General features: G+C 34.6%; 16 protein-coding genes. 8 read left to right on the forward strand and 8 right to left on the reverse strand.

Annotation, left to right across the window (positions count from 1 at the left end; all coding sequences use genetic code 11):
• Window positions 1–7 precede the first annotated feature (7 nt).
• A complete protein-coding gene (locus tag AC2VNP_RS16930) occupies window positions 8–763 on the forward strand; it encodes a DUF707 domain-containing protein (protein ID WP_486918466.1) in 756 nt (251 codons plus the stop codon).
• A gap of 83 nt (window positions 764–846) precedes the next feature.
• On the opposite strand, the gene AC2VNP_RS16935 is transcribed toward AC2VNP_RS16930, so the two are convergent.
• The 4 genes from AC2VNP_RS16935 to AC2VNP_RS16950 all read right to left on the reverse strand — a co-directional run bounded on the left by AC2VNP_RS16935 (window position 847) and on the right by AC2VNP_RS16950 (window position 4,987).
• On the reverse strand, window positions 847–1,962 hold the full coding sequence (locus tag AC2VNP_RS16935; RefSeq protein ID WP_486918467.1) for a 2-aminoethylphosphonate aminotransferase: 1,116 nt from the start codon (window positions 1,960–1,962) through the stop codon (window positions 847–849).
• 62 nt (window positions 1,963–2,024) lie between these two features.
• Complete coding sequence (locus AC2VNP_RS16940; RefSeq protein ID WP_486918468.1) at window positions 2,025–3,305, reverse strand: UDP-glucose dehydrogenase family protein; 1,281 nt, start codon at window positions 3,303–3,305, stop codon at window positions 2,025–2,027.
• Between the two features lie 205 nt (window positions 3,306–3,510).
• Entirely contained in the window at window positions 3,511–4,194 is a 684-nt protein-coding gene (locus tag AC2VNP_RS16945) for a hypothetical protein (RefSeq protein WP_486918469.1), read from the reverse strand.
• 118 nt (window positions 4,195–4,312) lie between these two features.
• Window positions 4,313–4,987, reverse strand: coding sequence for a BMQ_0737 family morphogenetic spore coat protein (locus AC2VNP_RS16950; protein ID WP_486918470.1), 675 nt, complete (start codon window positions 4,985–4,987; stop codon window positions 4,313–4,315).
• A 319-nt stretch (window positions 4,988–5,306) separates the two neighbouring features.
• Between AC2VNP_RS16950 and AC2VNP_RS16955 the strand changes: the two genes are divergently transcribed.
• The 3 genes from AC2VNP_RS16955 to AC2VNP_RS16965 all read left to right on the forward strand — a co-directional run bounded on the left by AC2VNP_RS16955 (window position 5,307) and on the right by AC2VNP_RS16965 (window position 6,825).
• The gene (locus AC2VNP_RS16955) at window positions 5,307–6,062 is read left to right on the forward strand and encodes a hypothetical protein (RefSeq protein ID WP_486918471.1); all 756 of its coding nucleotides are present in this window, start codon (window positions 5,307–5,309) and stop codon (window positions 6,060–6,062) included.
• 132 nt (window positions 6,063–6,194) lie between these two features.
• A complete protein-coding gene (locus tag AC2VNP_RS16960; protein WP_486918472.1) occupies window positions 6,195–6,359 on the forward strand; it encodes a hypothetical protein in 165 nt (54 codons plus the stop codon).
• A 145-nt stretch (window positions 6,360–6,504) separates the two neighbouring features.
• Window positions 6,505–6,825 (forward strand): hypothetical protein, encoded by a 321-nt coding sequence (locus AC2VNP_RS16965; RefSeq protein ID WP_486918473.1) that lies wholly within the window; start codon window positions 6,505–6,507, stop codon window positions 6,823–6,825.
• 74 nt (window positions 6,826–6,899) lie between these two features.
• Here AC2VNP_RS16965 and AC2VNP_RS16970 read toward each other — a convergent pair whose 3' ends face one another.
• Window positions 6,900–9,197, reverse strand: a complete 2,298-nt coding sequence (locus AC2VNP_RS16970; protein ID WP_486918474.1) for an ATP-dependent helicase — start codon at window positions 9,195–9,197, stop codon at window positions 6,900–6,902.
• A gap of 240 nt (window positions 9,198–9,437) precedes the next feature.
• Here AC2VNP_RS16970 and AC2VNP_RS16975 point away from each other — a divergent pair, with 240 nt between their 5' ends.
• The 4 genes from AC2VNP_RS16975 (at window position 9,438) to AC2VNP_RS16990 (ending at window position 11,129) form a co-directional block, all read left to right on the forward strand.
• Complete coding sequence (locus AC2VNP_RS16975) at window positions 9,438–9,677, forward strand: hypothetical protein (protein ID WP_486918475.1); 240 nt, start codon at window positions 9,438–9,440, stop codon at window positions 9,675–9,677.
• A gap of 77 nt (window positions 9,678–9,754) precedes the next feature.
• Entirely contained in the window at window positions 9,755–9,952 is a 198-nt protein-coding gene (locus AC2VNP_RS16980; RefSeq protein WP_486918476.1) for a hypothetical protein, read from the forward strand.
• Window positions 9,933–10,826 (forward strand): MBL fold metallo-hydrolase, encoded by an 894-nt coding sequence (locus AC2VNP_RS16985; RefSeq protein ID WP_486918477.1) that lies wholly within the window; start codon window positions 9,933–9,935, stop codon window positions 10,824–10,826. The genes AC2VNP_RS16980 and AC2VNP_RS16985 overlap by 20 nt, the downstream gene beginning before the upstream one ends.
• Window positions 10,827–10,835: 9 nt before the next feature.
• A complete protein-coding gene (locus tag AC2VNP_RS16990) occupies window positions 10,836–11,129 on the forward strand; it encodes an HNH endonuclease (RefSeq protein WP_486918478.1) in 294 nt (97 codons plus the stop codon).
• On the opposite strand, the gene mscL is transcribed toward AC2VNP_RS16990, so the two are convergent.
• The 3 genes from mscL to AC2VNP_RS17005 all read right to left on the reverse strand — a co-directional run bounded on the left by mscL (window position 11,126) and on the right by AC2VNP_RS17005 (window position 12,768).
• Entirely contained in the window at window positions 11,126–11,629 is a 504-nt protein-coding gene (gene mscL / locus AC2VNP_RS16995) for a large conductance mechanosensitive channel protein MscL (protein WP_486918479.1), read from the reverse strand. The genes AC2VNP_RS16990 and mscL overlap by 4 nt on opposite strands.
• A gap of 201 nt (window positions 11,630–11,830) precedes the next feature.
• Window positions 11,831–12,250, reverse strand: a complete 420-nt coding sequence (locus tag AC2VNP_RS17000) for a GNAT family N-acetyltransferase (protein ID WP_486918876.1) — start codon at window positions 12,248–12,250, stop codon at window positions 11,831–11,833.
• Between the two features lie 2 nt (window positions 12,251–12,252).
• Window positions 12,253–12,768 (reverse strand): YjcG family protein, encoded by a 516-nt coding sequence (locus AC2VNP_RS17005; protein ID WP_486918480.1) that lies wholly within the window; start codon window positions 12,766–12,768, stop codon window positions 12,253–12,255.
• Between the last annotated feature and the right edge of the window lie 11 nt (window positions 12,769–12,779).

The raw sequence follows: 12,779 nt of genomic DNA on the forward strand, positions 1-12,779 counted from the left end.
GATGTGGATGACTTCAGAAGTGAAAACGATCAAACCCATAAGGTACTCCGGCAAAAATAGATTTTTAATTATAGCAAGAGTGAGCGACTCCTCTCTTCATAAAAAGTGGTTAAAATCATCAGAATATAAAAACTTTGATCTGTATCTTGAGTATTATGGTGACGGGAGTCGGGATTATAGCAATGATTGTGATTTCTATGCAATTGCCAAAGATACAAAATGGCCAAGAATGTATGAAGTGATAAAGGAATTTGGAGAAGAAATATTTAAATATGATGCCATATGGATACCAGACGATGATATTAAAACAGATTGCAAAACCATCAATAAAATGTTTAGGACCTTTATGCAGTACAATCTATTATTGGCACAGCCTGCATTAACAAGAGATTCTTATTATTCTCATAAAATCACTTTGGTTAGGCTTAAATACATTCTTAGGTATACACGTTTTGTTGAGGTAATGGTACCGATCTTTTCAAGAAAAGCTCTACAATTATGCTGGGAATCGTTCCAAAAAAGTCAATCAGGTTGGGGACTTGATTCTATTTGGCCTAAACTATTAGATTATCCGACTGATAAAATCGCAATTATTGACCAAACACCAGTAAAACATACTCGGCCTGTAAAAGGTGGGACATTATATAAAGATATCTCAACCCACCCTTATAAAGAGTTAAAGCGTATTTGTCAGGAATATGAAGTGACGAAGAAGTTTGATTATAATATATACGGTAAGATACTCAAAAAAAAGTTTGAATAAGGTTATCTATAAGTGTTTTTAGTATAATGAAAATATGTCGTGACTACGAAAACTAGCATTTGTAGCACGACATATTTTTTTAATTAGATTTTATATTTAATTTTTTGTAAATACTCTTCCATAAGCAACAAAAATGCATTCATATCTTCTATTGTCAGGTCACCAATATTTGCAATACGAAAGGAATTAAGATTTTTCACTTTACCTGGATAGATAGTAAATCCTTTCTCATAAAAGAAATCGTGCATTTCGTTAAAGTCATACTTTTTACAAGAAGGCTCTAATATCGCTGTAATAATCTTTGATTGATGTTCAAGAGGAACAAGGTGTTTTAATCCGAGGCGGGAAAGCCCTTCAATTAATGCTTCCCATAATGTAGAGTACCGCCTATATCGATTTTCAATTCCTTCGTCTTTGAGTTCAATAATCGCTTGTTTTAGTGCATATAAAGTTTGTACTGGGGGTGTAAAACGCATTTGACCTGTCTTTGACATGTATTCATATTGTGCAAAAAGGTTTAAATAGTAACTTTTCGGTTGTTTATTTTTATCTTTCCTAAGGTCACTGGTTTTGGCTATTACAAATGATACACCAGCCATTCCTTGCAAGTTTTTATTCGAGCTTGCTGCAAGAAAATGGATATTCATCTTTTCCATATCAATAGGAATAGCGGCAAATGAACTCATCGCATCTACAATTAAACAAATCTTAAGGTTTTTGCAAATTTCTCCTATTAATTGAATATCATTTAATAGACCTGTCGTTGTTTCGTTATGAACGACTGCTAGATGAGTAATCTTTTTTGAAGATCCTTCAATAAAAGATTGTAAGTTCTTTATATCAATCGGTTGATCTAGTTCACTTTTATATTCTAGCCAATTTAACTGATAGGCACTAGCAATCTCACACATTCGTTGTCCGTAAGCACCGTTATTGATAATGAGAAGTGTATTATCTTCTGAAATAATAGAATTTAATATAGACTCGACCGCAGCTGTACCAGAACCACCAAACAATACAGTAGAATAATCGCTAGTATTAGCAACTAAACTAGTTAATTCTTTACAAATATAGCGCATTACATCGCAAAATTCCTTCTCACGTGGGCAGATATCGGGTACGACTTGAGCATATTTAACGGTATCTGTAGTAGTTGCAGGACCAGGGTTAAGCAATACATTTCGTTTTACTTCTTTCATACATTTTACCTCCTTGTTAACTAGTAGGATTAGGAATGGATGGCTGTCTAAGAAAAAATAGATTAACCACGACCTACTCCAATATAGTCAAAGCCAAGTTTTTGTAACTTAATTGGATCATACAAGTTTCTTCCATCTAAAATGATAGGACGGTTCATGAATTGTTTCATCATTTTCCATTCTGGAGATTTAAAAACATCCCAATCCGTCGCAACAATTAATGCATCGGAATTACGAAGAGCTTCATACATGTTATCGTGAAAAATGACCTTTTCTCCTACTGAGTTAACGAGCGGATCAAAAACATGGATGTAACTACCAAGTGAAGTCAACCTATTAATCATTGTTACAGCTGGTGATTCTCGAGTATCATCAGTATTCGGTTTAAACGATAGTCCCCAAACGGTAATCTTTTTGTTATGAAAGCTCTGTAAAACTGCTTTTAGTTTATTAATATATATATCTATTTGTGTTTGGTTTACTTTCTTAGTAGCCTCAAGTAATGGCACATCAATCTTTTGAACTTTAGCTGTATGAATTAAAGATGTTACATCTTTAGGAAAACAAGACCCTCCATATCCGAGTCCAGGTTTTAAAAAGAGTGGGCCAATGCGTGGATCTGTTCCAATTCCTTTAGCAATATCTTCTACATTCACTCCAAATACATCACATATCCTTGACATCTCATTAATAAAAGAGATTTTCGTTGCTAGAAAGGCATTGGAGGCGTATTTAATTAGCTCTGCACCTGTTAAACTAGTAATAATAAATTCTCCATGTATTCCTTCATAAAGCTGCTTTACTTTATCGAGAGGTTTTTCTCGTTTCACGCCAATCACTGTCTTATCAGGATGTAAAAAGTCATGAATAGCAGAACCTTCTTTTAAAAATTCAGGATTAGAAACGACATCAAATAAATCGCTGTTAATACCCTTTTTTAATAGTTTCTGGTTAATCCATTCATTCGTACCAGGTGGAACCGTACTTTTGGTCATAATAATCTTATATGAATTAATCTGTGTAGAAATCGTCTCAATTACACTTTTGATATAGGACATATTAGTACTACCGTCTGGTAAGGAAGGAGTTCCAACAGCAATCATAATTACATCACTATGAGTAATAGCTTGTTTTGATGCAGTTGAGAAAGAAAGGGTTCCATTGTTTTGATTTTTTATCACTAATTCCTCTAACCCAGGCTCATAGATAGGAATTTTACCTCTTTTTAATTGATCCACCTTTTGTTCATCAATATCAATGCAAGAAACGTTGTGTCCCTGTTCGGCAAAGATTGCAGCTGTTGTTAGTCCAACATAACCGGCCCCCATGACGCATATGTTCATCTAGTGCAACCTCCTACATTTGGTGATAGATACTTATAGTTATAGTATTTTTAAGAATGGAAGAAGGTGTAGGAATTTGGTTGAAATGTACTTCTTATAGGGGCCATTCATTTAGATAATGGAAATATGGATATTGTGATTAGAAATAAAGAAAGAAGAGGCTGAAACCAGTGATTTCAGCCTCTAGGTCCTCAATTATCAAGTGTTAAAAGTTCATGATGATTTTGTTTAAAGATGGAATTCCGGTTGGAAGTTCTTTAAAGTAAACAAAACCATCAATGATTACATGATTCTGGTCTTCTGGTTGATGTAAGACAATTTCAAAATTCGGAAAAACTAGTACATCATTTGGAGCAAGTTCTTGTTGTGTCGGACGTATCCAATATTCTCCTGTTTCTCTAACTTTTGTACGCCAATCTTTGTGTACAAACTCCCACTCTTTGTCTGGAGAGATGTCAAAAATCTTTTCGGTTACATCTGCTTCGGTTAACTTGATCTTTCCAGAAAGGGTTGCTGAGCCAGCAGGTCGTACTTTAATACATACAATCGGAGTCGAAAGAAAAGTTGTCCCTGTATTTTTGATGATAAAGTTTCCATTAATCATAATTTCCTTTTCATCTTGTTTAAGATCAGGAAGTATGGTTGAATATGAAAAATAGGTCGTTGTTTCCGTGCGGTCATCTACTACAGCTTGCGCATTGGTTGTATTTTTATCTTCATTAACTCTCCTAACAAAGTCTTCAAACTTCTGTTTCTCGCTTTCCAATTTTTTCTCTGTATCATTTAATTGTTGTTTATACTTAGATGCCTCTGATCGATAATGAATTAACTTCTGTTGGAGCTGAATATTGTTCTCTTTGTTAAAGGAACGGTTACTTTTTCCACTCATGAGTTATTCCCCTCCTAAAAAAACACTATATAAAAATATGTATGTTCAGTTTTTATAGAGAATTAGTTAAAGTTTAAAAAAAATAAAAAGAGGGGAGACCCCTCTTTTTATTTTTCAATTAATGACCTGGGAAAATCTCAGGGCATTGTGGTGGGAAGCGATCAATTGGACATACGATATCAGCAATTGGTAACTCCTCACGAGGCTGGCAATGTTTAGCTTTAACTTCTAGCTTAACGATTGCTTCCATTTGAACATCTAAGCAGATTAAGATTGAGATATCAAGTTGCTGGAAGTCATCATTGCAGATTACGTCAGCATCACATTGGAAATACGTAACTTTACAATGTAACTGTGTTCCTTCTGGTGCACAAAGGAAGAAAGTTTGTGCTGTTGCGAATGGAATAGGCTCCACTGTTCTGCAGACTACGTCGCCTGTTGCATCTAAAATGGCTACGTCAACTAACCCTTTTACTAATACTTTAACTTTTTGTAATGTTACTGTATCTCCGCTAGGTAAAGTCACTTCAACAGCTTGACGAACTGGATGTTGGGGGATTTCCTGACAAAGGATAGACTTTGGTCTTAAGTTACATTCAACTGTATAACCTGGGAAGTCCTTTAAGAATTCACACAAATCCTGTTCAGGTTTAAACCCATTATCTTTACATTCGAACAAATCATCTAACTCATCACCATTAAAACTCATTAGTGGAATTTCAACTTGACGAGTAACCCAGTCAAAGACTTTAGGAACTTTAATACAAACTTCTTCACTCACTGTTTTACTCATGGTTTACCCTCCTCTTAATATTTACCCCTTGATTCTTTGTTTTTTGAAAAAACCAATTGGGTATTAGGACTAATGTATATTATGTATTTCGTCTAGATGTGTGCGAGTAAAAATTTTAATTGGGCGGTTTAACTGTTAGTAATTTATGTTATGAAATAGCGTTAGCTAGCATAAAATGGAGTGACGTTTATATAGGAAGAAATGTGAAAAGAAGACCTCTTTTTATTGTACTGATTTAAAGGCTTTGTTAGTTGAATTCTTTATAAAATCAAATCATAAAAAATTAACACAGCTATTATAAGAAGGAGGGAAGTTAACGATGACAATTTCTAAGAGAAGATATGACCGCAATGACCCAGAAGTCATTAAACAAAAATTAATCTACGTTCAATCGGAACTTTCTATTTATAAACAAAAGGTAAAAGATTATCAAGAAAATTACCATTACCAGCAACTTGAAGAACTGAAGAAGGAGAATGAACTCTTAAAAAATCATTTGGAACAACTAAAGATTGAGCTAGATGATAAATCAAAATATTATAATAAGGAAAAACAAAACTTTATTGAAGAGAAGGAAACGTTAAGCAGGACCATTAATAAACTTAGTACAAAGAGTAATGATTTGGAACGAGAGATCGCTTATAAATTAGAAGAGAACTCTTCACTTCATAAAAAGATACAACGGTTTATTGATGAAGAAAAGGCTCAGGGTGATAAGTTAAACAGTTATATAGAAGAAACAAAAAAGTTGAATACAGTTATTAATGAATTAGAAGCAAAATTAGTGGAAAAGGATAATGATATTTTACAGTCTCTAGAAAAAATAAAGCAATTAGAAAGTGTACTTGAAGAACAACAAACAACGACAGCATCAACACCATCAACTAATCCAAGTTATCTTACACTTAACAAACTCATGAATAGTGGGCAAAGTGAAAGAGGAATGAACATTTCGCAGAGTACAAATTTTGAACGTCGTTTTGAGATCTCTAACCATGAGACCCAAAAGGTAGACGCAGAATCAGTTTTTCTTAGAAGCAATATGTTAAAAAAGAAGCAAAAGGATAATGAATAAGTTTAAGTGGTCACTAATACTTTATGCGGAGCATAAAGATAAGGGTTAATGACTAAATTCGTTCCTTCAGGACACTTCTATTTGTTTTTTAACATATGATACAAGTAGAAACAGGCACTGGAGGAATGAGACATGATCAAAAGGAAAATTTCTTCACAAGCAAAGCCATATACATCGTTTGGAACTAAGCCAAAAGCTAAGAAGCCACTCGTAGCTCGGCCTATTCCAACGAATAAAGCTAACACAGCAAAACCGATTTCAGGATGTAATTGTGGAAATAAAGCTAAAAAGAAATAAAGTACTTTAAAGAACACCTAATTTAGGTGTTCTTTTGATTCTTACGAAATGAAAATTTATAGCAAAACACCTATACCACAACAGAAGCAAATCCATATTTTATATAAGCACTAAAAATATTTATATCAGGGAGGAACTAATTAATATGAAAAAGGAAATTCATGAACTTACAATCGAAATGGAATTAAAAGGTGATCTGTTTTATGAGTTAGAATACGACGGTGAAGCAGGTGAATTAACCATTCATAAGAAAAAGGGCGGAAGTGAAGAGGTTGTAAGTAACGACGGAAAAGTTTTCAACAAAAACTTCATGGATGAGCTTTCCATTACATCCGGCATGTCTAAGGGTGATATAACACAACAGATTCTCGCTGGATTATCGAAAAAGTCATTCGTTGAATTAGATATCGAAGTAACATTTATAGACGGAACAGAAGTAGAAATTAAAATAGAAAGTGAAGACTAAGAAACATTGTGGTAGCAGTTACCTTTAGTTAATTAAAGGTAAACTGCTACCATTTCTTATTGCACTTATTTATTTTATCGTAAAAACCTTGATCGGATGGCTTTTTTACCGCGGCGCATGGAAGGGGCTGAAATATAAAGTGCTTCTTTAGCACGTGTCATGGCTACATACATCAGCCTTCGTTCTTCTTCCATCGGTTCATCGTTGCCGTCACGCCAAGCATCAAGTGCATAGTCGTGGGGGAGTCCGCCATCCACAGCACCAATAACATATACTTGCTTAAATTCCAAACCTTTGGAACGATGAACGGTCATTAACTGAATCGCTTCACCGGTCATCGTATTTTTATTAGAAACCATTTCTTTATGCTTATGAATGATATGGTCAACGTACTCAAGAAATTCAGATACAGACTGATGGGATTGAGCTGCGACTCGTAAGTCTCTTACGTCATCTGATCCTTTATCCATTGTATTTCCCTCATTACCTTGCTTTTTCAAGTAATCGGTTAACCCCATTTCTTTTTCAATAAAATCAATAGCATCAACAGGTTTTAACGAAGAAATTTTTGAAAATAGAGGAACAATCGTTTTTAGTTTCTTTGATTGAAATGCCGGCAGCTGTGTTAATTTCGTAAGAGCTTCAACTAAAGAACAATCCTCGATTATACTTAAAGCTTTTAATTCCCGCAGTACATCTTGCTTTAAAAATAAAGCGCCGATCAAGTCACTCATCGCATCGGTATGATTTGGATTAATCGATAATTGCATATATGCTAAAATTTTTCTAACGGTTTTACGTTGATAGAAAGAATCTCCTTCTTGTTCAACGATAAAAGGTAAACTTGTATGAACCAGGCGCTCGAATAAGGCACGAGTCGATACGTTGGTTCGATAAAGAATAGCAAAATCGGATGGACTTGCACCTTGAGCTATGCGTTTTTTTAAATCCTCTACAATGATTGTCGCCTCTAGTTCTTCGTCAAATGGAAAGAAGACGAGCGGCGTGAAATCACTGTTAGTCAACGCTGAAAGTTGTTTATCATAGCGATGTTTATTTTTTGAAATGACATAACTAGCTGTACTTACGATTGAATGAACTGAGCGATAATTTTTAGCAAGAATCACCGTCTTGGTTCCGGGATACTCTTTTTTGAAATTTAAAATGTAGGCAGGGTTACTTCCACGAAAGGAGTAAATCGATTGGTCATCATCACCGACTACACATAAATTATTTTGTGGCTCTGCTAACATCTGAACGATTTTGTATTGCACTTTATTAATATCCTGAAATTCATCGACTGAAATATAGGAAAATCGTTCTTGATATTTTTCTAGGAGATTACGATTTTCTGATAAAAAATAATAACAGCCAATGAGCATATCATCAAAATCAAATAATTGTTCTTTTCCTTTTATGTCTTCGTACTGTTTGTAAATATGTAACGTTCGCTCTTCAAAGAGGTCTTTCGGTTCAACGTGATCAGGAACAATTAAGTTGTTTTTCCACCACCCAATTTGTGTGAGAGCTTGATCGTAAGCAAATTCTTTTTCTTCAAGACCTAATTCACGACCGACTTGTTTTGCAATTCTTTCTTTCTGCCATTCCCATTTTAATAAACGGTCTTGATGCCAGCGGTTAGGATCATGGTGCATGAGCATTTTATAGAAAATACTGTGAAAAGTTCCGACAAGAAGTTGTCTAATCTCTGATGGTTTAAGGTTTGGGTATTGGAGCATCCTTTCCTTCATTTCTCGCGCAGCTTTTGCAGTAAATGTAACGAGCAACATTCGATTAGAAGGAATTTGTTTTTCGGTCATCATATAAGCCGCTCTTGCGGTTAGTACTCTTGTTTTTCCACTTCCTGCACCAGCTAAAATAAGTAGTGGTCCTTCAGTTGTCGTCACAGCTTCCCATTGATAGGGATCTAATTTGAATCCTTCTTGTGACAACTCCTTATAATATGTGTGACTAATTTCATTAGTGGTATCATTCTGCTCCTGAAAATTTGAGTTACGGCAGACAATTTCAGGCTTTTTCCAATTGATTTCGTCTGGTTTAGTTGAAGAATGACTTGTAATGGTTCGTCGTTCTGGTAACCGGAATCCAACTTTTGTTTTATTAGGGCTACTAGAGTTTTGTTCTTCTTGTTGTTTATCTAATAGGGTCGAAACTGCTTTTTCACATTCTGTGTCATCAGTTTCATGAACAAAGTGAGGTGGGTGTTGAATGCTTACTGAAAAAGACATTTTCTTACCACAGTGAGGACATGTTAGTCTTCCATGTTTACTATCCCGATAAAGTTGTTGATATTGACTGGCATCTATATTTGCTAACTGAACAAGGCGTTCATTCCAAAATGCGACTTCCACTCCAGGTTCCTCCTTAAAATGAACGGACAATAACTAAAATAGCATTGTAGCACAAAACATAATAAAGGAAAACAACATAATAGGAACTGATAAATTCAAAATCAATGAAGTTTCACAATGAAGTTTCAATAAAATCAAAAGGAAATTTTCACAACAACTATATAAAAAAATTGGAATATTTTCAGTAGCAGTTACATATAATATTTAGAATATTCTGCATAAAAGTAAGGAGGAGACGCTTTGGGATATGTACCTCCACATCATAATATTGTAGCTGTTCATTATGGAAATCGAATGACAGTAAGACTAGCATTAATTAGAAGGAAAGAAAAAGTACATAAGGTAAAGCTGCTAGACTTAATGGAGCATTATAAGAAAGAGAAGGATTTTGAGAGCGGTCATCTTACTCTCTATACGAATTCAAGACGTATTGAAAACCAATTATTCCAAAAAGGTTTATTATTCGATCAACAGGTCTAAAGAAAGACCTGTTTTTTGGGGTTGAAGAAGGCGATTTTGCAAACACTACATTGAAAAACAGAACAGGAGGCATTAATATGGTGTCTTTTCTAATTCTTGGAATACTTGTTACAATAGGATCAGGTGTTATTTTTTACATAGGTTTATCAGTTGAAAATCAATTTCTATTCGGCCCTTTTATTAGTTTAATTGTTGGGATAAATTTTATTTTTATGGCGATTGTACGAATGTACCAAATAAAGAGGAGACAAGAAGATGGAACTAGAACAAATTAATGAACGATGCTTCTATTTTAAAGGAGCAGTTAATATCGGTTATATAAAAAATGGAGAAGACGGTATTTTAATTGATGCTGGACTCGATGACTCAGCTGTAAAAAAAGTAATTAAGCAAATAGATGAAAAAGGGTGGCCCTTAACTCATTTGTTTATTACACATGCTCATGCTGATCATTTTGGAGGGGCGGCTTACTTAAAAAAGAAAAAAGACGTCCTGACTTATGCGCCTGAATTAGAGTCAGCAATTCTCAACTTTCCGGTTTTGGAACCGATTTATTTACAAAATGGGAATTATCCCTTTAAAGAATTGAGAAATAAATTTGTTGAAGGAAAACCGGTCAAAATTGATGAAACGTGTTCGGAAGGTACTATTGCGATTGGATCACTTAACGTAACTTTACATAATGTATCTGGACATAGTTATCATATGTTAGCTTTACAAGTGGATGATGTTCTATATGCAGCAGACAGCTATTTTGAGGAGGAGACGCTACTTAAACACAATATCCCATATATTGTCGATGGTACAGAAACCATTCGTTCACTGCAAAAATTATTAAGTATGGACGTTAAAGGTGCTGTTCCGGGACACGGTGAATATGAAGAGAGTTTTAAAGATACAGTTCAAAAAAACATTTTGTATCATCAAAAGGTTGAAGCGGACTTGTTAAAGATTATTTCCCGAGAAAAGTCGACAACATTAGAGACGGTCATTGCTGAATTGTGTCAATTCCGTGGAGTGAAGATAAATAATATGACGTCGTGGGCGTTGTTTCGAACAGCTATCTGTGCTTATTTAAAAAAAGTAGTTGAAGAAGGACAAGTGCAAATGATATTAAATAATAACTATCTTTCTTATAAAAGAAAATGAGGAGAAGACATGGGTAAAGCTACTGTAGGAACGTGTGAATTATGTGAACGAGAAGCGCTGGAACGAACTGTGCATCACTTAACGCCAAGAGAGGAAGGTGGAGTGAATTTGCCAACGGCGCTTCTTTGTCTTCCATGCCATCGACAAATTCATGTCCTGTATTCTAATCGAGAGATGGCGATTAGATTAAATACGATTGAAAAGCTAAAGGATGATGAGGAAATTAAGAAATATTTAAAATACATAAAGAAACAACCAGCCTCTAAATCCGTACCTGTACGCAAAACGAGAAAAAGACGTTAACCTGTTCGTTTTTTTATTGTAATTTTGGTCGGCTTTCGCGGTTCACTATTTTCATCAATTGTTAATTCTGATGTACAATTCGGACACTTCGTTGCTTTAAATGGAATATTTGAAAAACAAAAAGGGCACATTTTCTGTTTCATATGATCTAGTGGATCACCAGATGGACGTCGAATACGATTGACTTGCCTGACGAACAAAAATAATACGAAAGCAACAATCATAAAATGTATTGCATGATTCAAGAACACCCCGTAATTAATCGTCGGAACACCGGCTTCCCTAGCTTCTGAAAGATTATTGTAATGGTTAGATGTAAGATTAATATATAGGTTTGAGAAATCCACTTTTCCGATTAATAATCCAAAAGGCGGCATTAAAACATCATCCACAAACGATTGAACAATCTTCGCGAATGTTGTACCAATAATGACACCAACACTCATATCAATTACATTTCCTCTCATTGCAAACTCTTTAAATTCAGTAAAGATTTTCATTTACGCTCCCACCTCAGAAGGTTGTCTTTATGAGAATGTTATGCAATGAATTTTGTAAGAATGACGATATAGACAATTGTTTATAGAATAAAAATTATTCTACGCTTGTGGTTAGCTTATCGCGTAATAGAGATATGAAAAAAGCAACTGACGTTTCCTTATATCAGCTGCTTTTGATAGTTGTTTTTATTTTAAAAGTGTTTAAGATTTTGTCATCGTTACATGGGGGATTCCAGCATCGAGAAATTCACCAGAAACCGTTTCATAACCAAGGGATTTATAAAATTTTTCTGCTTGTGTTTGTGCATTTAGCTTAAACTTTGTCAGTCCATCTTTACGTCCGAGGGCTTCAATCTCTTCCATTAAAAACTTACCAACTCCTTTACTACGATAACTTTTCAGAATGCAAATTCTTTCTACTTTTCCATACCCATCAACGATTCTTAATCTTCCGGCACCGACCGGTTTATTTTCGTCATAAACGACAAAATGTGTAGCTTCTTTTTCAAATTGATCGATTTCTTCTTCTTCAGGTACTTTTTGTTCTTCAACAAATACAGTAGTTCGTACAGAATAGGCATCCTGTAATTGGGCTTCATTGTTTACGACGATTACTTTCAAATTCAACAATCCTTTCCTAAGTGAAATGTTTCATGTACGGTCCAAGATCCGTTTTCTAACTGATAAAGCAGCTGGACGCGATCAACTGTTTCTTCATGGTTAATTGAATACATTTTTAGTTGTCCAAGAACATCAAAATGCTCTTGATTCGTTAAGTTTTGCGCAATCGTTACATGTGGTATGAACTTTTGAGTGAACTCTTCTTTAATAATACCTTGATGTAATAACCGATGTAACTGCTCTAATGAAGGATTAGAACGAATTTTATAAAAGATTTTGTTCGTTTTAGGAAAAAACGAGTCAATTTTATAAACATGAATAGTAAATGGTGAAATCGTTGATGTAACACTTCTTATATATTGAATACAGCTATCCAATTTTTCATCCACAATTTCAAACGAATTTTTTATCGTGATATGGGGAGGGATTAATGAATAATGTGAATCATACCTTTTTCGGTAAGAATTGGCCTGGTCCTGTAAATCTTTTGATGGAAACACCGCAATTCCATATTTCATAAAATCGTCCT

Source organism: Alkalihalobacterium sp. TH-98, from assembly GCF_057473385.1.

Bases quoted from the DNA above. Each gene is read 5' to 3' on its own strand.
- AC2VNP_RS16930 (WP_486918466.1), top strand. From the start codon at position 8: ATGACTTCAGAAGTGAAAACGATCAAACCCATAAGGTACTCCGGCAAA.
- AC2VNP_RS16935 (WP_486918467.1), bottom strand. From the start codon at position 1,962: ATGAAAGAAGTAAAACGAAATGTATTGCTTAACCCTGGTCCTGCAACT.
- AC2VNP_RS16940 (WP_486918468.1), bottom strand. From the start codon at position 3,305: ATGAACATATGCGTCATGGGGGCCGGTTATGTTGGACTAACAACAGCT.
- AC2VNP_RS16945 (WP_486918469.1), bottom strand. From the start codon at position 4,194: ATGAGTGGAAAAAGTAACCGTTCCTTTAACAAAGAGAACAATATTCAG.
- AC2VNP_RS16950 (WP_486918470.1), bottom strand. From the start codon at position 4,987: ATGAGTAAAACAGTGAGTGAAGAAGTTTGTATTAAAGTTCCTAAAGTC.
- AC2VNP_RS16955 (WP_486918471.1), top strand. From the start codon at position 5,307: ATGACAATTTCTAAGAGAAGATATGACCGCAATGACCCAGAAGTCATT.
- AC2VNP_RS16960 (WP_486918472.1), top strand. From the start codon at position 6,195: ATGATCAAAAGGAAAATTTCTTCACAAGCAAAGCCATATACATCGTTT.
- AC2VNP_RS16965 (WP_486918473.1), top strand. From the start codon at position 6,505: ATGAAAAAGGAAATTCATGAACTTACAATCGAAATGGAATTAAAAGGT.
- AC2VNP_RS16980 (WP_486918476.1), top strand. From the start codon at position 9,755: ATGGTGTCTTTTCTAATTCTTGGAATACTTGTTACAATAGGATCAGGT.
- AC2VNP_RS16985 (WP_486918477.1), top strand. From the start codon at position 9,933: ATGGAACTAGAACAAATTAATGAACGATGCTTCTATTTTAAAGGAGCA.
- AC2VNP_RS16990 (WP_486918478.1), top strand. From the start codon at position 10,836: ATGGGTAAAGCTACTGTAGGAACGTGTGAATTATGTGAACGAGAAGCG.
- mscL (WP_486918479.1), bottom strand. From the start codon at position 11,629: ATGAAAATCTTTACTGAATTTAAAGAGTTTGCAATGAGAGGAAATGTA.
- AC2VNP_RS17005 (WP_486918480.1), bottom strand. From the start codon at position 12,768: ATGAAATATGGAATTGCGGTGTTTCCATCAAAAGATTTACAGGACCAG.